The organism is Bacteroidales bacterium, assembly GCA_023229505.1.
GTDB lineage: Bacteria > Bacteroidota > Bacteroidia > Bacteroidales > JAGOPY01 > JAGOPY01.
The window spans coordinates 1-23,745 of record JALNZD010000056.1 but is presented as its reverse complement, the minus strand read 5'-3'; the positions used below and the strand labels follow the sequence as shown (position 1 = coordinate 23,745).

Annotated in this window: 18 protein-coding genes; 15 read left to right on the top strand and 3 right to left on the bottom strand. The window is 47.2% G+C overall.

Annotated features, from left to right (window positions below; all coding sequences use genetic code 11):
- From M0Q51_15450 to M0Q51_15410, 9 genes are all read left to right on the top strand, one after another.
- Positions 1 to 195, top strand: a 195-nt coding sequence (locus M0Q51_15450; protein ID MCK9401373.1) for a hypothetical protein, incomplete at its 5' end; no start/stop codon positions are given.
- Positions 196 to 439: 244 nt separating this feature from the next.
- On the top strand, positions 440 to 1,618 hold the full coding sequence (locus tag M0Q51_15445) for an acyl-CoA dehydrogenase family protein (protein ID MCK9401372.1): 1,179 nt from the start codon (positions 440 to 442) through the stop codon (positions 1,616 to 1,618).
- 24 nt (positions 1,619 to 1,642) lie between these two features.
- Positions 1,643 to 2,239 carry an NTP transferase domain-containing protein gene (locus M0Q51_15440; protein MCK9401371.1) on the top strand — a complete coding sequence of 199 codons (597 nt, stop codon included), beginning with the start codon at positions 1,643 to 1,645 and terminating at the stop codon, positions 2,237 to 2,239.
- A gap of 5 nt (positions 2,240 to 2,244) precedes the next feature.
- Positions 2,245 to 2,871 (top strand): hypothetical protein, encoded by a 627-nt coding sequence (locus M0Q51_15435; GenBank protein MCK9401370.1) that lies wholly within the window; start codon positions 2,245 to 2,247, stop codon positions 2,869 to 2,871.
- A gap of 60 nt (positions 2,872 to 2,931) precedes the next feature.
- The gene (locus M0Q51_15430; GenBank protein MCK9401369.1) at positions 2,932 to 3,690 is read left to right on the top strand and encodes an XdhC family protein; all 759 of its coding nucleotides are present in this window, start codon (positions 2,932 to 2,934) and stop codon (positions 3,688 to 3,690) included.
- Positions 3,691 to 3,702: 12 nt separating this feature from the next.
- Positions 3,703 to 4,683: a xanthine dehydrogenase family protein subunit M gene (locus tag M0Q51_15425; GenBank protein MCK9401368.1), complete on the top strand. Its 981-nt coding sequence runs from the start codon at positions 3,703 to 3,705 to the stop codon at positions 4,681 to 4,683.
- The gene (locus tag M0Q51_15420) at positions 4,680 to 7,493 is read left to right on the top strand and encodes a molybdopterin-dependent oxidoreductase (GenBank protein ID MCK9401367.1); all 2,814 of its coding nucleotides are present in this window, start codon (positions 4,680 to 4,682) and stop codon (positions 7,491 to 7,493) included. Before M0Q51_15425 ends, M0Q51_15420 begins: the two co-directional genes overlap by 4 nt.
- Positions 7,494 to 7,526: 33 nt before the next feature.
- Positions 7,527 to 8,270: a 3-oxoacyl-ACP reductase FabG gene (locus tag M0Q51_15415; protein ID MCK9401366.1), complete on the top strand. Its 744-nt coding sequence runs from the start codon at positions 7,527 to 7,529 to the stop codon at positions 8,268 to 8,270.
- A 43-nt stretch (positions 8,271 to 8,313) separates the two neighbouring features.
- Positions 8,314 to 9,504 (top strand): thiolase family protein, encoded by a 1,191-nt coding sequence (locus tag M0Q51_15410; protein MCK9401365.1) that lies wholly within the window; start codon positions 8,314 to 8,316, stop codon positions 9,502 to 9,504.
- Between the two features lie 52 nt (positions 9,505 to 9,556).
- On the opposite strand, the gene M0Q51_15405 is transcribed toward M0Q51_15410, so the two are convergent.
- Complete coding sequence (locus M0Q51_15405) at positions 9,557 to 10,249, bottom strand: LytTR family DNA-binding domain-containing protein (GenBank protein ID MCK9401364.1); 693 nt, start codon at positions 10,247 to 10,249, stop codon at positions 9,557 to 9,559.
- The gene (locus tag M0Q51_15400) at positions 10,246 to 11,259 is read right to left on the bottom strand and encodes a sensor histidine kinase (GenBank protein MCK9401363.1); all 1,014 of its coding nucleotides are present in this window, start codon (positions 11,257 to 11,259) and stop codon (positions 10,246 to 10,248) included. The genes M0Q51_15405 and M0Q51_15400 overlap by 4 nt, the downstream gene beginning before the upstream one ends.
- A gap of 205 nt (positions 11,260 to 11,464) precedes the next feature.
- Here M0Q51_15400 and M0Q51_15395 point away from each other — a divergent pair, with 205 nt between their 5' ends.
- The 6 genes from M0Q51_15395 to M0Q51_15370 all read left to right on the top strand — a co-directional run bounded on the left by M0Q51_15395 (position 11,465) and on the right by M0Q51_15370 (position 21,951).
- Entirely contained in the window at positions 11,465 to 14,458 is a 2,994-nt protein-coding gene (locus tag M0Q51_15395; protein ID MCK9401362.1) for a lamin tail domain-containing protein, read from the top strand.
- A gap of 127 nt (positions 14,459 to 14,585) precedes the next feature.
- Positions 14,586 to 14,756: a K(+)-transporting ATPase subunit F gene (gene kdpF / locus M0Q51_15390; GenBank protein MCK9401361.1), complete on the top strand. Its 171-nt coding sequence runs from the start codon at positions 14,586 to 14,588 to the stop codon at positions 14,754 to 14,756.
- A 149-nt stretch (positions 14,757 to 14,905) separates the two neighbouring features.
- Positions 14,906 to 16,591, top strand: coding sequence for a potassium-transporting ATPase subunit KdpA (gene kdpA, locus M0Q51_15385; GenBank protein MCK9401360.1), 1,686 nt, complete (start codon positions 14,906 to 14,908; stop codon positions 16,589 to 16,591).
- A gap of 11 nt (positions 16,592 to 16,602) precedes the next feature.
- Positions 16,603 to 18,687, top strand: a complete 2,085-nt coding sequence (gene kdpB / locus M0Q51_15380; protein MCK9401359.1) for a potassium-transporting ATPase subunit KdpB — start codon at positions 16,603 to 16,605, stop codon at positions 18,685 to 18,687.
- A 10-nt stretch (positions 18,688 to 18,697) separates the two neighbouring features.
- Positions 18,698 to 19,273, top strand: coding sequence for a potassium-transporting ATPase subunit KdpC (gene kdpC, locus M0Q51_15375; protein MCK9401358.1), 576 nt, complete (start codon positions 18,698 to 18,700; stop codon positions 19,271 to 19,273).
- Complete coding sequence (locus M0Q51_15370; GenBank protein ID MCK9401357.1) at positions 19,270 to 21,951, top strand: sensor histidine kinase KdpD; 2,682 nt, start codon at positions 19,270 to 19,272, stop codon at positions 21,949 to 21,951. Before kdpC ends, M0Q51_15370 begins: the two co-directional genes overlap by 4 nt.
- Before the next feature lie 72 nt (positions 21,952 to 22,023).
- Here the strand turns inward: M0Q51_15370 and M0Q51_15365 are convergent, their stop codons facing one another.
- Positions 22,024 to 23,517, bottom strand: a complete 1,494-nt coding sequence (locus M0Q51_15365; protein MCK9401356.1) for a GH3 auxin-responsive promoter family protein — start codon at positions 23,515 to 23,517, stop codon at positions 22,024 to 22,026.
- Positions 23,518 to 23,745 lie beyond the last annotated feature (228 nt).

Genomic DNA, 23,745 nt, shown 5'->3' with positions numbered 1-23,745 from the left:
GGGACTTGCACCCTCTGGAAAATTTACACACACTTGTCGTTTGCTCTTGAAATTTTATTTGTACTTTTAAACTTTTTCAACAGCTTCCAACAAGTGTGCGCTGCATGCTCATGCAGGGCACACACAAAGCGCAACTGCCAGCCGGTGTTAAAAAATCTTGTCCGCCCAGGCGGGCAAATAAGTGAAAATGAATAAGGTTAAAGTTAAAAGTTGTAAATTTATAAGCCCGCCTGGGTGGCCAAAAACACCGCCCGGCAGTTGCGCAGAACGTTAAAACCAATGGTAAAAAGTTGACAGAGCAATATGAAAATTGACAGCATCACAGTAATGGACATTGGAACAAATACAAACCAGAGGACAGGCAGACACACAAGCCAGCACCCAAATCAAAACTTGCAAATGAGTACAATTTCCCAACTTTTTTTTAAACTTTAAAACCATGTCAGCAATAAGATACAAATCACCCGATTACTTCCTGTTAGATGATCTTTTAACCGACGAACACAAGTTGATCCGGGGAGCGATACGTGATTGGGTGAACGGGGCCGTAATGCCCATCATCGACGAGGCCAACCAGAAACATGAATTCCCGCGCCATCTCGTGAAAGAAATGGGGGAGATCGGTGCCTTTGGTCCTTACATACCGGTTGAATATGGCGGATCGGGCATGGACCAGGTTTCCTATGGCCTGATCATGCAGGAGCTTGAAAGAGGCGATTCAAGTATCCGTTCGATGGCTTCGGTACAATCATCACTGGTGATGTACCCTATTTTTAAATACGGGACCGAAGAGCAAAGAAGGAAATACCTGCCGAAGCTGGCTACCGGCGAACTGATCGGCGCTTTCGGCCTGACTGAGCCAAATTATGGGTCCGATCCCGGAAGCATGCTCAGCCGGTTCACCGACGAGGGCGATCATTTCTTGTTGAACGGCTCCAAAATGTGGATAACCAATGCATCTGTCTCCGACATCAGCGTAGTCTGGGCTAAGGATGAAAGTGGTACCATTATGGGACTGATCGTTGAACGGGGCGCGGAAGGTTTCACCACACCCGAAACGCTCAGAAAATGGTCGTTGCGTTCTTCCTCCACCGGCGAGTTGGTTTTCGATAATGTAAAAGTGCCCAAAGAAAATCTCCTTCCGGGCATCAAAGGGCTGAAAGGACCGCTCAGTTGCCTGAGTTCCGCCAGGTATGGAATCGCCTGGGGTGTGATCGGGGCAGCGATGGATTGTTACGATACTGCTTTACAATATTCCAAAGAACGTATCCAGTTCAACAAGCCCATTGCTGCTTTCCAGCTTACGCAAAAAAAGCTGGCAGAGATGCTTACCGAGATCACCAAGGCACAGTTGCTGGCCTGGCGCCTGGGAATCCTCCATAATGAGAGCCGGGCCACGGCGGCCCAGATCTCCATGGCCAAAAGGAACAATGTAAAGATGGCGCTTGATGTTGCCAGGGAATCCCGGCAAATCCTCGGCGCCATGGGCATTTCCGGCGACTTCCCGATCATGCGCCATATGATGAACCTTGAGTCGGTGATTACTTATGAAGGCACACATGATATCCACCTACTCATCACCGGCCAGGACATTACAGGGGAAAGTGCATTTGCATGAACCTGGCCGCATATTCTATTTTCCATGGAAACTAGTAAAGCAGGAGTAGTGATACTGGCAGCCGGCAGGTCGGAACGGATGAAGGAGATGAAAGCTTTCCTTCATTACGATGAAAATGTCCGGTTTATCGAAAAGATACTGTCAACTTATTCCGGCTGGGGATGCAGCGAAATCGTCGTGGTGACAAACCCTGACGCAATGCAGCGGATGAAGCTGGCGGGAAAGGTTCCTTTAATGGTAACCATGGTCGTAAACGATCACATGGAGTTTGAAAGGTTTTATTCGGTGAAACTTGGCCTGGCAGCCATCCGTTCATCTTCATTTTGCTTCATTCAGAATGTCGACAATCCCTTTATTGATTCACAAATACTTGATCTCATTTATGAGCATCGGAGCGATGAAAAATATGTTTCACCTGTTTTTAAAGGTAAAGGCGGGCATCCTGTTTTGCTGAACCGGGAAAATATGAACCGGATATGCAAATGGAATGTAAATTCAGCTAATTTTAAGGAGGTGCTTGGCACGTTTGAATGTCGGAACGTCGAAATGGCTGATGACAGGGTTCTGATCAATATAAATAGTCCTGAAGAGTATCAAAGATTTTTAACAATTCAATTGTAAGTTTTATGATTAAGTTTCTCAAAAAAAATTATCTCTGGATCATACTATTTGGTTCATTGATTGGATTAAATGAAACACTAATTGGCGGTATTAAAATGCCGTACCGTTCGGCTGTCGTTAGCTCAGTTACTCTGATCCTTTTATCCGTTGCACGTTACTATTTTCCGAAAAGAGGATCATCATTGATAATTATAATGATAGCAATTCTTTTCAAAATAAACAGTGCCGGGATTAATTCATGCACTACAAATGCATTATTATGCGGGCCAACAGCAATGCTTTTACTTGGAATTGGATTTGAAATATTTGGATCGATCTTTATTGCAGATAAGTCATTCAAATATTCAAGATACATCTTGACCTGCGTTATTACTTCTATAGTAATATTCAGCCTTTATGCAGTTTTACAGACTTACGTCCTCAAAAGCTGGGATTCAGCCAGGCTGGTTAATTATATCTTTGCCAGGGGTTCATTGACCGCTGCTGCATCAAGCGCTATCAGTGTTTTTGTTCTATACTTGATCAGGCACTTTAAATACGGCTATTTTGCAAGACTTAATCCGCATTTCATCAGTGGCCTGCTTGGATTCGTTATTATTGCGCTCTGGTTGTTAGGGTTTTATTCAGCATAACTGAGGCTTCCTGCCCATTAACGAAAAAATAAACAGGAGGAAAAGCAAGAAAATAAATTTATGGAATTAATCTGCAATAAAATACTCGAAATCCTCAAAACCGGCCAGGTTGCCGCCATATGCACCGTGGTCTCCACCAAAGGTTCAACCCCGCTTAAAACAGGCGCGAAGATGATTGTCTGGGAAAACGGCAGTATCTTTGGAACTATTGGCGGGGGTCCACTGGAATATGAGACGGTTCAGGATGCCGTCCATGTCATTAAGAATAAAAGACCGCAGCTTTTCGTGCACAATCTGAAAGTTCAGCATGAGATGTGCTGCGGAGGATCTATGGAAATTTATATTGAACCACTTATGCCAGCAAAAAAACTCTTTATGTTTGGCGGGGGCCATGTCGGGAAAGCAGTCGCAAAACATGCACTGGATCTTGATTTCGAGATCACCGTCATCGACAGCCGGGAAGAGATCTTCAGCGATTGGACCTTTACCGGTTACCGGAAGGTGGCCGGTGATTTTCCGAAAGTGATGCCTTCATTGCCTTACGACAACAACACATTTATTGTTATCGCCACCCTGGATCATCCCACCGACAATGAGGTGCTTGCCTTTTGCATCCATAAACCACATTGTTACCTGGGGATGATCGGCAGTAAGAAAAAGGTGGCTACAATGAAGGAAAACCTTATTTCGGAGGGCATTGCAACTGAAGAAGAACTAAGCATGGTGGACATGCCCATCGGCCTTGACATCAATGCCGTCACCGCGGATGAGATCGCGATCAGCATCGTGGCAAAATTGATCCAGGAAAAAAATAAATAAAAATCCAGGTGTATGTATTTACCGGACTTTAGTTTTCACCAGCCGGTATCCGTTAAGGATGCAATCGGCCTGCTCGGGCAGAAATCCAATGCCGTTGCAATGGCAGGCGGAACCGACCTGCTGGTTGAAATGAAAAAAGGTCTCCGCAGTCACGAGAATATCGTCTCGCTGGCTAAGATCACAGAGATGAAGCTAATTACCGAAGATGAGAGTAACCTCTTCATAGGGGCTTGCTCGACACACAGTGAAGTCATTGCTTCCCGGTTGGTTGGTAAAATTGCCCCGGCACTGGTTGAAGCGACTTCCAAAATCGGGACCGACCAGGTCAGAAATACAGGTACGATCGGGGGCAATATCTGTACTGCTGCCTCCTGCTGCGACACCGCCCCGGTCCTGCTGTCAATGAATTCGGCGGTGGAGATTGCCGGTTCAGAAAGCGTAAGGATAGTGCCCCTCAAGGACTTTTTCACTTTCAACAAAAAAACAATACTTAAAAAGGACGAACTTGTGACCAGGATCATTGTTCCGAAACCCGGACCCGGAACAGGCGCCTGTTACGAGAAGTTCGGCCTGCGCGAAGCAGGCTCCATCTCCGTGGTTTCAGTGGCTGTAAAGGTGAGAATAATGGATGATATCATAGTTGATGCCTGTATCGTCATTGGCGCCGTGGCCCCGACACCTAAAATCACCGATCAGGCAACAGAAATTCTAATTGGAAAAAAGGTCCCGGATTTCGCTGAAAATTCACCCATACTGGAAGAGGCAGGTGTTGCAGCGGTCAGGGACTCCATCCCGATCGACGACATCCGGGGCGGAGCGCAGTTCCGGAGGGACGTGCTGAAAGTACTGGTGAAGAGGGCGATACGGAGAGCAATTGAAAAAGTGAAAAGCCCCACCCCCAGCCCCTCCCCAATTGGGGAGGGGAGAATATTCCTTCCCCCGGGTGGGGGAAGGGGTAGGGATGGGGGCATAAATAGTGAAGAACGGGTATGAAAAAACTTATTAATATTAATGTCAATGGTGACGAATACGAGGTGGCGGTGAGAGCAACTGCAACGCTGCTGGATTTGCTGCGGGATGAGCTGAAGCTCACAGGGACAAAGAAAGGATGTGAACTTGGTGATTGCGGTGCATGTACTGTCATTTTAGACGGGAAAGCAGTGAATGCCTGCCTTGTGCTGGCTGTGGATTCGGCCGGGAAAAAAGTGGAGACGATCGAGGGTTTGGCGACTGACGGGGAACTGCACCCGATACAGCGCGCATTTATTGAAAAAGGTGCCATACAATGCGGTTATTGCACCCCGGGAATGATCATGCGGACGAAAAGCATCCTGGATAAAAATCCAAATCCAACCAAAAAGGAGATCCAGGAAGAATTATGCGGCAATTTATGCCGTTGCACCGGATATACGAAAATTATCGAGGCTGTTGAAACAGCCAGGGATTACCTCAATGGGAAACAACCCCCGGAACTGGTGTTTATGCCGCAGAAATCTGCCATCGACCTTTCGGTGGTAGGGAAACGCCTTCCCAAGATCGATGCACCAGACAAAGCCACGGGCAGGGCAATTTATACCGACGATATCTCCCTTCCGAACATGATCTACGGGAAGCTGCTGCTCAGCACCGTACCTCATGCAAAGATCCTTTCGATCGATACCAGCAAGGCAAAAGAACTCCCCGGGGTTAAGGTCGTGCTTACCGGCGCCGATGTGCCCGATGTAAGATGGGGCACCTCTCCCCCGCGCTATGATGAAACGATCCTGGCTAAGGATAAAGTGCGGTTCGTGGGCGATGTGGTGGCAGCCGTTGCAGCCATTGACGAAGAGACCTGTTACCGGGCCCTCGACCTTATAAAAGTGGAGTACGAAGAACTCCCGGCTGTATTTGATCCTATGGAGGCCATGAAAGAAGGCGCTCCGCGTCTTTTCGACGATAAATATGAGAACAACATCAATACCCATGTCGATCACCATTTCGGGGATATTGAAAAAGGGTTTGCAGAGGCAGACTACATCCGCGAGGAGCGATTCATTGGCAACCGGACCTACCAGAACCCGATGGAACCCCACTGTTCCATAGCCGAATGGGACCGTCATGGCAGGGTGACGCTCCATACCTCCACGCAGGTGGTCCATTATGTGCACCACCAGTTGTCGCATATCCTGGGTATTCCGCTGGGTGATATCAGGGTGATCATGACAAATTGCGGCGGGGGGTTTGGCGCCAAAGCGGCAACAACCACCATCGAGGTAGCGTCGATCTTCCTCTCCCGGCACGCCGGGTGTCCTGTTAAAATGCGCTTCAACCGCGAAGAGATGTACCTGTTCGGCCGGGGCCGCCACAAACAATATATCGACCTGAAGATCGGGGTGAAGAAAGACGGTACCATCACCGCCGTAAAACAGAAAGCCGTGCTCGAAGGGGGCGCCTATTCCAGTTTCGGCATCGTATCAACCTATTATGCCGGTTCGATGCTGACCACGTTGTACAAATTCCCGAATTACAAGTACGATGGTTTCCGGGTCAACACCAACCTGCCGCCATGCGGCGCTTTCCGTGGGCATGGATGCCCGCATCCGCGATTTGCCTTCGAATCGCTGCTGACCATGATCGCCGATGATATCGGGATGGATTCTGTGGATATCAGGCTGAAGAATGCGATGACGCCCGAATACCATACCTGCAACGACCTTGATATTCACTCCTGCGAATTTACAGCCTGTATTAATGAGGTGAGGAAAAAGTCAGGCTGGGACCAGAAAAAAGGGAAACTTCCCCCGGGCCGTGGTATCGGGATCGGCTGCGGCGGGTTTGTTTCCGGCGCCGGTTATCCCATTTACCGCTCCAAATTCCCTCATTCCAGTGCTATCATTAAGGTTATGGAAGATGGTTCAAGGGCAGTACTCTTCATCGGGGATGCCGACATCGGCCAGGGATCGGATACCGTGCTGGCCATGGCCGCCTGCGAAGCTATGGGGATCTCGTACGACCGGATCAGCGTGGTTTCGGCCGACAGCGATCTCACACCCATAGGTTTCGGCGCCTATTCAAGCCGGGTTACGCTTATGGGGGGCAATGCATCTAAAATGGCAGGAGAAGAGGTTAAGAAACAGGTCATTGCGCAGGCAGCAGAGATCATGAATGTGGAGGCAGACAAGCTGGAGGCCAGGGATAACAGGATCTATCTCAAAGAGGACCCATCTACCTTCATTCCCTGGGAACAGGCCGGATTTGCACATTTTTCTAAAAAAGGGCCGCTGCTCGGTAAAGGGCATTACTCACCGCCGGAAGGCCTGGGCGGTAAATACAAGGGCGCCGCGGTCGGAACATCACCGGCTTATTCTTTTTCAGCGACAGTGTGCGAGGTGGATGTGGATATGGAAACAGGAAAGGTCAAGGTGCTCAATTTCTGGGATGCCCATGATTGCGGTACTGCAGTGAATCCGATGCTCGTGGAAGGCCAGGCAGAAGGTGCTGTGCTGATGGGTATGAGCGAGGTGCTCTTCGAGAATGAGGTATTTGATAAACGGGGAAAGATGATCAATCCCGATCTTCACAATTACATTATTGCCACTTCGGCTGATATGCCAGAGATTCACTCCACCATCGTCGACAGTTATGAACCCGAAGGCCCTTATGGCGCAAAGGAAGTAGGCGAAGGTGCCACCCTTCCCATACTCGGTGCCATCGCCAACGCTGTGGCAGATGCCATCGGGGCACGCGTATTTGAACTTCCCATCACTCCCCAGCGGGTCCTGGAGGTCATCCAGGCAAAAAAAAGAGATCCTGAAAAAACGTAAAATGATAAACTTTTAAAAAATATGGATACGGCAATGAATTTAGAAGGAAAATCTGCCATCGTTACCGGGGGCAGTGTCGGCATCGGAGCTTCTATCGCAGTTAAACTGGCAGAATGCGGAGCCAATGTCGCCCTGAATTACAGAAAACACCGGGAAGAAGCGGAAGCCATCCTGAACAGGATCGTTCAGATGGGAAGAAAAGGGCTTTTGGTCCAGGCTGATATCTCGAATTTCGAAGATGCCGCAAAAATGGTAAAAGCCGTGACAGATGTCTTCGGGAAGGTTGACATCCTGGTCAATAATGCAGGAGTTAACTGGGACGGGGTGATCTGGAAAATGACTGAAGAGCAGTGGGACATGGTCCTGGATATCAACCTGAAGGGATATTTCAATTACATCCGGGCCGTAGCGCCACTCTTCCGCGACCAGCAATCGGGAAAGATCGTCAACATCACTTCCATCAACGGCCTTCGTGGGAAATTCGGCCAGTCAAACTATTCCGCTTCAAAAGCCGGGGTTATCGGCTTAACCAAAACAGTTGCCAGGGAACTGGGGAAATACGGTATCAACGTGAATGCGGTCGCCCCGGGCCTTATCGAAACCGACATGATGAAAAACGCTGATGAAAGCGTACGTTCGGCGGCCCTGGAAGATATCGTTCTGAAACGGATCGGTCAGCCTGAAGATGTTGCAAACCTGGTGGCTTTTTTATGCACAGACTTGGCCCGTCATATCACCGGTGAAGTGATCAAAGTGGATGGCGGACAATACATTTGAAATTTGAAATTTGAAATTTGAAATTTGGAATTAAATTAAAAATATGGAACTGAAAGATATCGTAGTTATCTCTGCCTGCCGCACTGCCATGGGCAAGTTTGGCGGTACACTGAAAAATATTCCATCCTGGGACCTTGGTGCCGTCGCCGTCAGAGATGCCATGCGAAGGGCTAACTTCCAGGGGAATCAGATCGATGACGTGATCCTGGGAAGCTGCCGCCAGGCGGGTAATGGCCCTAACCCTGCCAGGAGTGCTGCAGTGAGAGGTGGCGTTTCCCCCTCAGTCCCGGCTATCACGCTTAATATGGCCTGCCCTTCAGGAATGCGTTCTGTTGCCCTGGCTGCCCAGGGAATCATGTCGGGAGATGTGGAAATGGTCATTGCCGGCGGATTCGACAGCATGAGCTCCATACCTTACCTGCTGAAAGGCGCTCGCTGGGACGGATTTAAGATGGGAAACAAGACCCTCGAAGATGGCTGGAGCGACAGTATCGATCCGCTGATCGGCCAGGGAATGGGCGAAACTGCTGAAAATCTTTATGATAAATACAAGATCCCCAGGGAAGCACAAGATGCCTTTGCCGTGGAAAGCCACCTGAAGGCTGCAGCAGCTCAGAAAAACGGATGGTTTGACGAGGAAATCGTGCCCATCGAAATTCCTGCCGCAGGTAAAACACCGTCGTTCATTTTCGACAAAGATGAGACAATACGTTATGATGTGAACCAGGAGAAAATGGCAAGTATAAAACCGGCTTTCCGTAAAGACGGCACTGTCACCGCGGGAAATGCCTGCGGGTTGAGCGATGGCGCTGTTACCCTGGCAGTCACACATCGTAAGAAAGCAGCAGAACTCGGCGTTAAACCACTTTTTTCCATCGTTTCTTATGCCCAGGAGGCCGTTGAGCCCTCCACCATGGGCGAAGGCCCTGCCTATTCCATCCCCGCTGCCCTGAAAAAAGCCGGGATGACCCTGGCCGACATGGATATTATTGAAGTGAACGAAGCCTTCGCCATCCAGGTCCTGGCCAACCAGAACGTACTTAAGTGGGATCCCTCGAAATTGAATGTTCACGGTGGGGCCATTGCACTCGGTCATCCGACTGGCATCAGCGGAGCCAGGATCCTTGTTACAGGCTACTATGCCCTCAAACGCCTCGGAAAAACCCATTGCATTGCTGCCATCTGCGGCGGAGGCGGTGTAACCACCGCCATGGTCATCCGCCGCGAATCGTGATCATTTTAGAGGATTGAAATCCCACGTCACAGTAGATATGCATATTCCTTTTTCATCGCCTGAATATCCTGATGAAATCCTCTTCATAACTGCTTCCAACGGGTATCTCCCGGCCTGCTACCAGCAGGCTCTTATTCCTCAGCCGTTCTATTCGCTTAAGCGGTATGATAAACGAACGGTGCACCCTTACAAAATCCTTAGCAGATAACTTTTCCAGTATAGCTTTCATCGTCATCCTTGCTACTATGGGTTTCCGGTCAACCAGATAAATTTTAAGGTAATCATCGAGCCCTTCAACATACAGAATATCTTCGAGCATTATCTTGACCAGGCTGTAATCAGCACGGATAAACATGTATTGCTGCAAAGCCGACTCCTGCTGGTAATAGAACTTATAGAAATCATGAGCTTTATTCACAGCCTGCAAAAACCGTTCATAAGTAAATGGTTTCAGCAAATAATCGACTGCATTCAGGTTAAAACCTTCCACGGCATATTCACTGTAGGCCGTCGTGAAAATGACCATCGTGTCCTGCGGTATCAGCCTGCAAATATGGATACCTGAAACCGACGGCATCCTGATATCGAGGAACAGCAGGTCAACAGGGAATTTATTAAGATATTTCACTGCCTCATGAGGTTTGGTGAAAGTTTTGACCAGGTCGATAAAACCGACCTTCTTACAAAAATTTTCCACCACTTTCAGGGCGGGAGGTTCATCATCAACTGCAATGGCAATAATCATGGCAGGATAATATATAAATCAACCGTGTATTCATTTTCCTTGTCATCAATTAATAGCCTGTACTTTTCAGGATAGAGGAGGTCCAACCTATGCCTGGCATTACTGATACCCAAACCACCGGTGGATTCAGTCCTGAGAATTTCGTTTACTTTATTATTAAAGACTTTCATATGCAGTTCCTGCCCTGACAGATTGATGTTGATGCCGATGAATGAGTCTTTTTCCGGATTTACTCCAAATTTAAATGCATTTTCGATAAAAGGGATGAGGATCAATGGGGCAATCAGTGGTCCGGAAGTAAGATCACACGGGTAAAAATCGATCTTAACCGTTTCGCCAAACCGGATTTTCTGCAATGCGATGTAATCACTGATATAATTGATCTCTTTCTCCAGCGGAACATAATCATTGCTTGCATCAGAGATGACGTACCGCATCATCCCTGACAGCTTGACAACAGCTTCCGGCGTGTTATCGGCTTTCTGAATAGCAAGAGAATAGATCGTATTCAATGTGTTAAAGAGAAAATGCGGATTGATCTGAGCTTTAAAATACGACAACTCTGCTTTGAGCCTTTCCTTTTCGGCTTGTTTCCACCGGGAGTTCATCTTCACCATCAATGAAAAAAAGACCACAGCCAGGAAATAAATCAGATTATGGCCGATAGTGAACAAAAACCTGCTGCTCTCCTGACCGGGGTGATGCTGGCGGACTGTTTCCCGGAAAGGAAATAGTATGCCGGGAAGAAATGCCACGATGAAAAAACACAATGTGATCGCCAGGATAAAATAAATGTACTTCTTCGGGAAATATAACCTGGGGATCAACAAATAGAAGTTAAGATAAAAAAACAGCAAAATAAGGATGTCATTCGTAAATTCCCTGGCCGACCTGGATTCACTGAAAAAATCTCCCAGGCCCCCTTGTCCGGGCCATAATATGATCGGCAGCGACAAAAAAACAATGCAGCCGGCCACATGGATAAGTATTTGCCATGATTTACTTTTCATCATCATAATCTTTCAAAAGTAAAAGTAAGATGATTATTGCATACTGATCAGAAATTGAGGTATTCAGATGGATTTCGCCGGAGTATAAGTGGGAAAATAACCACCAGATTTATTATATGGATGATCTATATAACAAGAGATGATTTTTAAGTAATTTAGCCATACAATCAATTTATTCTCATCAAGTATCTTAATTTTCAATTTTATGAATCCCTTACAAAAGATATTCATCCTTCTGGGCACCACATTATTCGTCCAGGTCCTTCCGTCAAGGTCACAGGTTGTCATTAACGAATATTCGGTCTCCAACCTGAACACTGTGATGGACAATTACCAGGAATATGAAGACTGGATAGAATTGTACAACACAGGAACTACAAGTATCAACATCGGTGGATACTTTCTGAGTGATCAGCCTGACAATCCCTTGAGGTGGCCGATTCCTGCAGGGGTTACGATCTCTTCACACGGGCACCTGAAGATTTGGGCATCCGGCAGGGATGAAGCCGGTAGTGGAAATTATCATACAAATTTCAGGCTGACACAAACCAAGGCCAACCCCGACTGGATCGTTTTCACAGATCCGACTGGCATCATCCTGGAGCAGGTACCGCTTGAAAATACGCAGTCGGATCATTCCAGGGGCCGCACCATAAGCGGCGGAGACCAATGGGGTATATTCATCAATCCAACCCCGGGTTATTCCAACGCCTTATCGACGGCGTATGTACGTTATGCAGAAAAGCCAATGGTCAGCGATACAGGAGGTTTTTACACGAGTTCATTAAGCATTACCATCACAACAAATGAACCCAACTCGAAAATCAGATACACGACTAACGGGACTGATCCTGTTGCAGCTTCAAGCCAATATACAGCTCCTATCAATATTTTCATTACAAAGATATTAAAAGCTCGTGTTTTCAGTGACGATCCGACAATCCTACCAAGCCTGATCGAATTCAATACCTATTTTATAAATAACAATCATGGCCTGCCTGTGGTGTCTATTGCCGGTGATCAATTGACAGAATTGCTGGAAGGGAACCAATCACTCCGGCCGAAAGGATCAATCGAGTTCTTTAACAAATTCAAGGTCAGGACTACCAAAGCATACGGCGAATTTAACGAACACGGCCAGGATTCGTGGGTCCATCCGCAGCGGAGCATCGATTATATTACCCGCGACGAAGCCGGCTACAATTATGCCTTACAGGAAAAATTCTTTTCATTATCTGACCGCGACGAGTTCCAGCGGGTCATTCTCCGGGCTGCAGGAGATGATAATTATCCTGGAATAGACAGCAGCGCCCATATGCGCGACGATTTTGTGGAAACCTTATCCCAGAAAGCCGGCCAGCACCTGGACTGGCGCAAGTCGGAACGTATTGTCATTTACGCGAACGGGATCTATTGGGGGATCTATGCCCTCCGCGAAAAGGTTCATGACCACGATTATACACAATATTATTATGATCAGGGCAAGTATGACATTCAGTTTATTATGCTCTGGGGATATACCTGGGCAGAATATGGGGGGCAGCAGGCTTTGGACGACTGGTACGCGCTGCATGATTTTATCATGACGCATGACATGGCCAATCCTTTTACTTACCAGGCTGTTGCGGCGCAGTATGACGTGACGAGCCTGGTGGATTACGTAATTATTAATTCTTATGTAGTTTGTTCCGACTGGATGAATTGGAATGTTGGATGGTGGCGGGGCCTGAATCCTGACGGCAGCCACCGGAAATGGGCCTACATCCTTTGGGATGAAGATGCCACCTTCGGGCATTATATCAATTATACGGGGATCCCTGCCCAAACACCTTATGTTTCACCCTGTTTCCCTGAAGGCCTGACAGCTCCGTGGCAGGATCCGGAAGGGCATATTGCCGTGCTGAACAAACTCAGGGAAAACCCTGATTTTTCACAATATTATGTCTCACGCTACATTGACCTGCTGAATACAGTCTTTACCAATGATTATATGATCAACCTTCTCGACAGCATGGCCGCGATCATTGCACCGGAAATGCCGGCTCACACGGCAAGATGGGGAGGTACAGTTATCAAATGGCAATCCAATGTTCAGCGGATCAGGAATTTCATCACCATCCGTAACAGCATCATGGATGCAGGTCTCCGGGAATGTTACAACCTGACCGGGCCTTACAATATCGTCATCGATGCAGAGCCTGAGGGTGTTGGCAAGGTAAAGGTCAATTCCCTCGAATTAAGCCAGTTTCCCTGGGATGGACAATATTTCGGGGGCATAGATGTCAAGCTCCTGGCGATTGAAACCAGTCCTTATTACGAATTCGACCGGTGGGTTTTGAAAACCCACCAGGTCACGCCTGCTGATACTTTGAAAGATGTGAGGCTCAGCCTGATCATGGGCGATTCAATCCTGGCACTTTTCAAGCCAAGGGTTTTTGAAGATTCGCTGGTCATCAACGAAATTAATTACAATTCAGCGAATAATTTTGATCCCGGTGACTGGGTCGAGTTTTACAATCCGCATGAATATGAGCTGGATATAACCGGTTGGGAATTCAGGGACGAAGACGACCTGCATTCATTTGTTTTTCCTGCCGGAACAGTTATAGAGCCTAACGGATATTTTATAATATGCAGGGATACCGCCGCCTTTGACAGCCTATTCCCGGATGTGACCCGTTACATGGGGAATATGGATTTCGGCTTAGCCGCAAACGGGGAACTGATCAGGCTATATGACGATTCAGGAACCCTGATCGATACGGTGTTGTATGACGACGTAGCACCCTGGCCCACCGAACCCGACGGGAACGGGCCCACGCTGGAGCTGATCAACCCGGCCTGGGATAACGCGTTGGCGGAAAGCTGGGCTGCTGCTGAACTTCACGGCACGCCGGGTGCGGAAAATGGCAATTATGTGAAATTGCCTGAGAAACGGGTAGATGAGTCGATTAAGTGCAGGATTTACCCGAACCCTTTCAGTACGCTTGCGATAATAAAGGTAGATGGAGAAAAAGGCCTGGAAGGGGCATCACTGGGCGTTTTCAACCTGTTCGGCCAGCAGGTGAAGCGTATGGATAATATTTCTTCACGTCAGATCATCATTTCAAGAGAGGGCCTGCCGGCAGGGATTTACGTTTATAAGATCTTTGACAGGAAGAGCAACGGTTTATTTACGGGGAAATTTATCGTCAACTAAAGGGTTTTCAATCCTCGGGATGGAAACCCTCATTATTCTTTATAAAATCCTTATCCTTTCCAGCCTATTCTTAACCTAATGCTTATAAATAGCAGCCTAATTTTGTACTGTTGTTATTTAATAAAGCATGAAATTAAGAAACTTAACATCGGTTTTGCCTCTCATGACTGCCCCGGTAACAATTCCTGCACCCGGGATTGCGGAAAGCAACCATGTCAGTTATATTATCGGTGCGGTCATCGCGCTCTTTATTCTCGGTTACCTTATATATTCCCTTTTAAAACCTGATAAATTTTAATGTCATGATGTTGACTGTTGAATTCTTCCTCGGGTTAATCGCAGTATTTTTTATAGGATATTTAATAGCTACCTGTCTGGAAAAAATCTTTCATTTGACCTTAGACGAGTCGAAATGGCATGATCTGAACTATTACAAGTCAAACAAGCATGAATGAAGTAATCCAAGTGGCACTCTACCTCCTCGCGCTGATAGCTCTGACCCCGGTTCTCGGCCGTTATATGGCAAGAGTTTACATGAACGAGCGCCACATGATGAAACCAGTAATGTCGTGGCTGGAAAACCTGATTTACCGTGCCTGTCGGATCGACCGCAACGAGGAGATGAACTGGAAAACTTACACAATAAGTCTTTTACTGTTCAATTTTTTGGGATTCATTGTTTTATTCCTGCTGCTGATGCTTCAGCGGTACCTTCCGCTAAATCCGCAGCATCTCCCGGGCACCTCCTGGTATCTCTCATTGAATACAGCAGTCAGTTTCATGACCAATACAAACTGGCAATCATACAATGGCGAAACCACTCTCGGATATCTGGTGCAATTATTAGGACTTACCGTTCAGAATTTCCTCAGCGCTGCCACGGGAATGGCAGTATTTGTAGCCCTGATGCGGGGATTGACAAGAAGAACGACCAGGGACCTGGGCAATTTCTGGGTTGACCTTACCCGTTCGGTTGTTTACATTCTCCTGCCATTGTCAATCATCCTCGCAGTAATTTTAGCAGGCCAGGGGGTGGTGCAGAGCTTTTCACCTTATGTAAAAGCTACCACCTTGCAAGGCACCGAGCAGATCATCCCGCTTGGACCTGCAGCCTCACAGGTCGCGATCAAACAGCTTGGAACGAACGGCGGAGGGTTTTTCGGGGCAAACAGCGCCCATCCCTTTGAAAATCCGACCCCATTCAGCAATTTCCTTGAGATGCTGGCCATTCTTCTCATCCCTTCTGCGCTGACATTTACTTATGGCCGGTTCGCCAGATCCAACCGCAAGGGTTGGACCTTGTTCATTGTTATGTTTATCCTTTTCTCCACAGCTCTTTTAGCATCACTATATTCGGAATACAGCCATAATCCTGTGTTGAATATTGCCGGGAGTTTGGAGGGTAAAGAAACCCGTTTCGGAGTGGCCAACAGCGTGCTTTGGTCAGTTGCGACGACAGGCGCTTCCAGCGGTTCGGTGAATGCCATGCACGACAGCCTTTCACCCATATCAGGAATGATAGCCATGTTCAACATGATGCTGGGAGAAGTGATCTTCGGCGGAGTAGGAGCAGGTTTATACGGGATGATCATTTTCGTCATCCTTACTGTTTTCATATCAGGCCTGATGGTTGGCCGGACGCCTGAATTCCTTGGGAAAAAAGTGGAAGCATATGAAGTAAAAATGGCGATTATTGCTGTATTGGCTCCAAGCCTGGTCATTCTCCTGTTTTCAGCATGGGCATGCATAATCCCTGCTGGATTAAAGGGACTGAACTGCAGCGGTCCTCACGGATTGACGGAGATACTTTACGCTTTCAGTTCGGCAGGTGGTAATAACGGCAGCGCATTTGCAGGACTGGGAACTAATACCGTATTCTATAATATTTCCCTTGCCACCGGTATGCTGATCGGCCGTTTCGGGATTATCATACCGGTGATGGCAATCGCCGGAAATATGGCAGGTAAGAAAATTACGCCACCCTCTTCCGGAACATTCAGGACAGATAACTGGATTTTCGGGGTTCTGTTGATAGGGGTCATCCTGATCGTGGGAGGCCTGACTTTTTTCCCGGCTCTAGCCCTTGGGCCGCTGGTCGAACATTTTCTTATGATTTCAGGAATATCATTTTAAAGGGACAGAAGATGGCATTGAAGGAAAAATCAGGCATCAGGCTATTTACAGGTAAAATAGTGCTTGAGGCATTAAAAGATGCATTAAAGAAGCTGAATCCTTCAGTTCTTGTTAAAAATCCGGTGATTTTTATCGTCGGTATCGGTGCTCTCCTGACTACTGCAATATTTTTACATGACCTGGCTGTGGGGAATTATTCTGCTTTCAACATGCAGATTTCGATCTGGCTTTGGTTTACTGTATTATTCGCCAACTTTTCGGAAGCCATCGCCGAAGGAAGGGGCAAAGCACAGGCTGACAACCTTAAAAAAAGCCGGGTGCAAATGAAAGCGCGCAGGCTGAACGGGGGAAAAGAAGAATCAATCTGGGCAACTGACCTGAAAAGGGGCGATATTATCGTTTGTGAAGCCGGAGATATCATCCCGGCAGATGGTGAAGTGATCGAAGGAATTTCAAGCGTGGATGAATCAGCTATCACAGGCGAATCTGCCCCGGTTATCCGTGAAAGCGGGGGCGATCGCAGCGCTGTAACGGGAGGGACTAAGGTGATCAGTGACCGGATCATGATCAAGGTCACCTCAGAACCAGGCAAGACATTTCTTGACAGGATGATCGCCCTTGTGGAAGGTGCTAAGCGACAAAAAACGCCCAATGAAATCGCGCTGACCATTTTACTATCAGGGCTCAGCATTATTTTCCTGCTGGCAGTGGTCACCCTTCCGGCATTCTTTAGTTACAGTCTCTCGGCCTCGGGGATTCCACAATCACAAAACCTGACCCTGCCTGTCCTGGTAGCTCTGCTTGTATGTCTTATACCGACTACAATCGGCGGCCTTCTCAGTGCTATTGGCATAAGCGGTCTTGATCGGCTACTGCAGAAAAATGTCATTGCTACCAGCGGAAAAGCCATTGAAGCTGCCGGTGATGTGGATGTCCTGCTGCTTGATAAGACAGGAACTATCACACTTGGTAACCGTATGGCGACAGATTTTATTGCAGCAGAGGGCGTGACTACGGAAAAACTGGCGGATGCGGCACAATTATCATCACTGGCCGATGAAACACCTGAAGGACGTTCAATCGTTGTACTGGCAAAAGAACAATTCAATATCCGCGGAAGAGAATTAAATCCCACTGATACCAGTTTCATTCCATTTACAGCGCAATCACGGTTGAGCGGAATTGATATCAGGCTGCCCGACGGGAAGATGAAAATGATCCGGAAAGGAGCATACGATACCATAAAGAAATTTGTTGAAGACAATGATGGTTTTTTCCCGAAAAACGTAAAGGACATTGTCACTAACCTGGCAAAGCAAGGAGCCACTCCGCTTGTCGTTGCCGAGAATAATCGTGTACTAGGGGTCATTCACCTGAAAGATATCGTCAAAGGAGGGATCAGGCAACGTTTTGCCCAACTGCGCAGTATGGGGATCCGCACCGTCATGATAACAGGTGATAATCCGCTGACAGCAGCTGCCATTGCAGCCGAAGCAGGGGTGGATGAATTCCTGGCTGAGGCAAAACCTGAAGACAAGCTGGCCCGGATCCGCCTGGAACAAGCTAACGGGAGGTTGGTCGGAATGATAGGCGACGGTACGAATGACGCCCCTGCCCTTGCCCAGGCTGATGTGGGAATAGCTATGAATACCGGTACGCAGGCCGCCCGCGAGGCAGGGAATATGGTCGATCTCGACAGCAATCCTACCAAGTTGATCGAGGTGGTTGAGACCGGCAAGCAATTGCTGATGACAAGAGGAGCGCTGACTACTTTCAGTATAGCCAATGATGTCGCTAAATATTTTGCCATCATCCCGGCAATTGCTGCATCCCTATATGCTACATCTCAAAACACTGGCCCCCTTTCTGCACTGAACATCATGCATCTTACGACACCTCAAAGCGCAATTCTGAGTGCTGTGATTTTTAATGCACTCATCATCATTCTGCTCATCCCGCTGGCACTCAAGGGGGTCAAGTACCGTCCACTGCCCGCCAGCACCCTCCTTGCCCGCAATTTATTTGTTTATGGATTTGGCGGACTTGTTATCCCTTTCATCGGCATCAAACTTCTTGATCTGTTAATCAATCTTTAAGAACTGTAACTTGAAAAAGCTAATCATCACATCCATCCGTCTGATCCTTATCTTTACCGTTGTCACCGGAATTATCTACCCTTTGATCATTACAGGAATATCCAAGATCTTTTTTCATGAAGAGGCTGAGGGTAGCCTGGTTAAAGAGAACGGTATTATCATAGGATCCGGATTGATCGGACAGGAATTTGACAGTATTGCCTATTTTTGGTCAAGGCCATCAGCTATGAGCTATCAACCGTTGCCTTCAGGTGGCTCGAATTACTCATGGTCTGATCAAAGGCTTAAAGCTCTTGTCGCAGAAAGAAAAAAAGCATTTATCAGAGGAAACATGCTGAATGATACCACTTCCATTCCAGTTGAAATGTTGTTTGCTTCCGCCAGTGGTCTCGACCCACATATATCATCACGGGCCGCTTTTCTGCAGGCAGAAAGGATAGCACAGGCAAGGGAATTGAACGACGATCAGAAGCAAAAACTGGGTACGTTGATTGTAAAAATGACAGAAAAACCTCAATATTTTTTATTCGGAGAAGAGAGGATCAATATTTTCCTGCTAAATTTAGAACTCGATAAGATCAAGTGAACACATTTGAAGAAAAGCGGCCAGACCCTGACGAAATTTTAGCTTCCTTAAAACTTGAAGAAGAAAAAAGCAAAAGGGGTAAACTGAAGATCTTTTTCGGTATGTGTGCCGGCGTCGGGAAAACCTTTACCATGCTTCAATCGGCCAAGACCGAAAAATTAAAGGGTACGGACGTGGTAATTGGTTATATCGAAACCCATCACCGGAAAGAAACCGAAGATCTTGTGAGAGGGCTTGAGGTGATCCCGCGAAAAAGCTATGAATACAAAGGCACATCTATCCAGGAGGCGGATCTCGATGCTGTCATTGTCCGTAAGCCGCAGGTGGTGCTGATTGATGAGCTTGCTCACACCAATGCGCCCGGAAGCCGGCACCTGAAGAGATACCAGGATGTGATGGACATTCTTGATAATGGAATTGACGTATTTACTACCCTGAATGTACAGCATATCGAAAGCAGGTCAGACACGGTGGCACAGATCACCGGGATTGGTGTGAGGGAAACCGTTCCTGATGAGATTTTTGAAAAGGCGGACGAGATCGTGCTGGTGGACATCACTCCTGACGAATTACTGGCAAGGTTTGCTGAAGGAAAAGTCTATACTCCTGAACGGTCGCAGGAGGCTGTCCATAACTTCTTCAGGAAAGGGAACATCACTGCCTTACGTGAAATGGCGCTCCGTATAGCTGCTGACAGGGTCGACATCCAATTGCGACAGTATATGCAGCATAAACACATCCCCGGACCATGGAAATCGGGGATGCACCTGATGGTTAGCATAGGCCCGAGTCCTCATTCCGCAAAACTTTTGCGCTGGTCAAAGAACCTGTCGTATACCATGGGGGCAACACTTCTTGCCCTTTATGTCGAATCCCCGCGAAAACTGACAGTCGCGCAAGAGGAGCAACTGAATAAAAACATTAACCTGGCAAAACAACTTGGTGCCGAATTCAGGACCATATCTGGAGATGACCTGGTGAAAGCCATTTTAAACGCGGCACAAAAGGAAAACATCACCCACATCATCCTAGGAAAGCCGCGTCATCGAAACATGTTCTCATTGTTTAAGCTGGGCAACCTTGTAAACAGGCTGATCCGGCTGAGCGGCAATATCGATATCTATGTCCTGGGATCCGATCTTCCCGGTGATGACAAATACCGGAGGAAAATCCCCATTCTTTCTTTTTCATCAGGATTTTCACAGTATCTGCTGGCCGGTATCATTACCATACTCACTGCTATTGCCTGTTATCCTGCCAGGGATATCATCGGATACCAGGTGGTGGCATTTGCATTGCTTTTCGAGGTTTCGATCCTTGCCATTTTTCTGGGAATAGGACCGATATTGCTTTCTGCCACCCTCAGTGCCTTGCTATGGGACTATCTCTTCATTCCGCCATCTTTCACCCTCCATATCGGAAAGCCTGAAGATGTTTTAATGCTGTTCATGTATTTTATCATTGTCATGCTGAATGGCATTTTAACATCACGGGTACGCCGGCAGGAGAGAATGACAAGGGATCGGGAAGAGCGGACCAGAGCGCTCTACCAGCTCACCATGGAGCTTTCATCTGCATCCGGGATAGATGAAGTGCTGAAAGTTTCTGTAAAAGACATTCAAAAATTTTTCAAGATCGCCAGTGCCATCATCCTGAATAGCGGGCAAAAAGAACTGGATAAAGAAATCAGGCATGAATCTGAATTGATGCTCTCCGACGCTGAGTTTAGCATTGCATCATGGACATTTCATCATTCGAGGAAGGCCGGTAAATTCACAGATACCCTGCCATCAACCTCCTATACATTTTATCCCCTGCATGGCACAAGGCATAACATCGGTGTTATTGCTGTCAGACAGAATAAAGCCTTCAAAGGGGATGAAGAAATTTTCTGGGACACTTTCCGGACCCAGATATCGGATGCACTTGAAAGGGAGTTTTTGAATGAGTTGGCTCTAAAAGCCCTGATACTGGATGAATCAGATAAACTTTACAAAACCTTGTTTAATTCTATCTCTCATGAACTGCGGATACCGTTAGCTACTATCATGGGGGCAACGGATACGCTTTTATCGGCCGATTATGACAAACAAACTTATACCCAGCTGTTCAGGGAGATTTTCATGGCCTCCGAGCGGTTAAACAGACTCATCGAGAACCTGTTGAATATGTCGCGGCTTGAATCGGGAAGGATCACGCCCCATATGGATTGGCTTGATGTTCATGACTTATTGAACAAGGTGACAAAAAGTCTCGCAAGTGAACTTGAGCATTTCAACCTTGAGATTGTAATCCCTGATGATATTCCCCTGATCAGGTTAGACTTTGGCCTCATGGAGCAGGTGCTTCATAATCTTGTATTTAACGCTACACAATACGCTCCTCATAAAACAACCATCAGGGTTAAAATGTATTATGAGAAACCTCATTTTGTGATGCAGGTGATGGACAGGGGGCCGGGTTTCCCGAAAGATGCCATCCCTTATGTATTTAACAAATTCTACCGGCTTGCAGGCACTCAGACAGGTGGTACGGGATTGGGATTATCGATCGTAAAAGGATTCGTTGAAGCACATAACGGAACCATTGAAATAGAAAGCAGGAAAAACGGGGGGGCGAGGATCACGGTTAGGATTCCTTCCGAAGTCCCGGATTTAGGACAAATGCAATATAAATGAGGTCCTCCCCAATCCTTTCCATTCAGGCGTGATCTTCCGGATCCGGTCAATCATTTTCAAATTGACTTATTTTCAAATTTCCAAATTAAGTAACCCTTCTGCAATTTCCCGGTTATCAGAAAGGTGGGCCATCTTGTTCTGCCCGCCAAGTTTACCCTTTGAAATCAGGTATTTCCGGAAGGTTCCGTCTTTAAGGGCGATAACATGCAGTTGTTCAAGAACATGGCCAGCGATCAGGTCATCATAGTAAGTATTTCTTTTCCGTAATTCCTGATCGACCATGACCGCAAATTCAGTCAGCGAAACCGGTGCCTTTCCGAATTCGATCAGCCATTGGTGATGCGGCAGGCCTTTTGGCGGGTTCACCATGGGTGCAACCGTGAACTCATTCACTTTTATGCCGCTTTGTGCGCAAGCCTGTGCTAGTGCTTCCTCAATCTCCGATGCGATAACATGTTCTCCAAACGCTGAAATAAATTGCGATACCCGACCGGACACTATTAAGCGGTAAGGTTTAAGGGAAACGAACCTGACCGTATCACCCAGGTTATAGCCCCAAAGGCCGGCATTACTGCTTAAGACAAGGGCATAATCTTTTCCTGTTTCAACACCTTCCAGGGGGATTCGTTCCGGAAATTCCTCATGGACTTTATCTGCAGGGATAAATTCAAAGAAGATGCCGCTGTTCACGTTCAGCAGCAGCCCTTCTCCCGTGCCCTCGTCCTGGAAAGCTATAAATCCTTCTGAAGCAGGATACAATTCTACCGTGTCGATGTGCCTTCCGATAAGGCTGTCAAATACCTGCCGGTAGGGTTCATAATTCACACCTCCGTAAACAAGTAAGGAAAAGTCGGGAAAGATTTCCCCGACAGGCTTGCCGGTCCTGGCAACCAGTTTTTCGAAATACATCCGCAGCCAGGAAGGGATACCACTTATGAGCGACATCCTTTTTTTCAGCGTTTCATCCACGATGGCATTCACTTTTGTTTCCCAATCTTCGATGCAATTTGTTTTCCAGGAGGGCATCCTGTTTTTCTGAAGATAAGCCGGGATATGGTGGGCTACGATGCCTGACAGACGGCCTGCCGGGATGACTCCTTTTTTGTCCAGCACCGGGCTGCCCTGGAGAAAGATCATGCTGTGGTCGGCAAAAGCATAATTACCGCTCCGGGCCATATACATGAGCAGCGCATTGCGCGCAGAGTTGAGGTGATTTGGGATGGAGTCGCGTGTAATGGGGATATATTTGGTGCCGGAAGTGGTTCCTGAGGTCTTTGCAAAATAGATGGGCAGACCGGGCCAGAGAACATTCTTTTCTCCTTTCGAAACCCGTTCTATGAGGGGACGAAAATCCTCGTAATTAACCAAAGGGACATGCCGTCGGAAGTCTTCATAGGATTTAATTTCCTTAAACCTGTGTGCTTTGCCGTAGATGCAATGCTGACCGGCTTTGATGAGCTTTTTGAATACTCGATCCTGGCATTCGATGGCATGCCCGGCATCTTTTCGGATGGAAGCAGCAACTATTGGGGCAAGCGCACGGCTGAGGATAGAACGGATTTGCATCAGGATAAATTTCAGGATCAAAGATAAGCAATAGAGGGACTCCATCACCAGGGATAGAAACCCTGCTAGAATATTGAACAAGTCCTCTTTAATTCTGTTAATTAGTGTCTGTCTTTAACCTCAAAATGTTAATAAATACAGGGGTTTGCTAGAATATATCAAGAAAGTTCCCAGTATCTTCGAAGTAAAGATAATGAATCCATGAAAATCTTCAACGATTTACTTCTG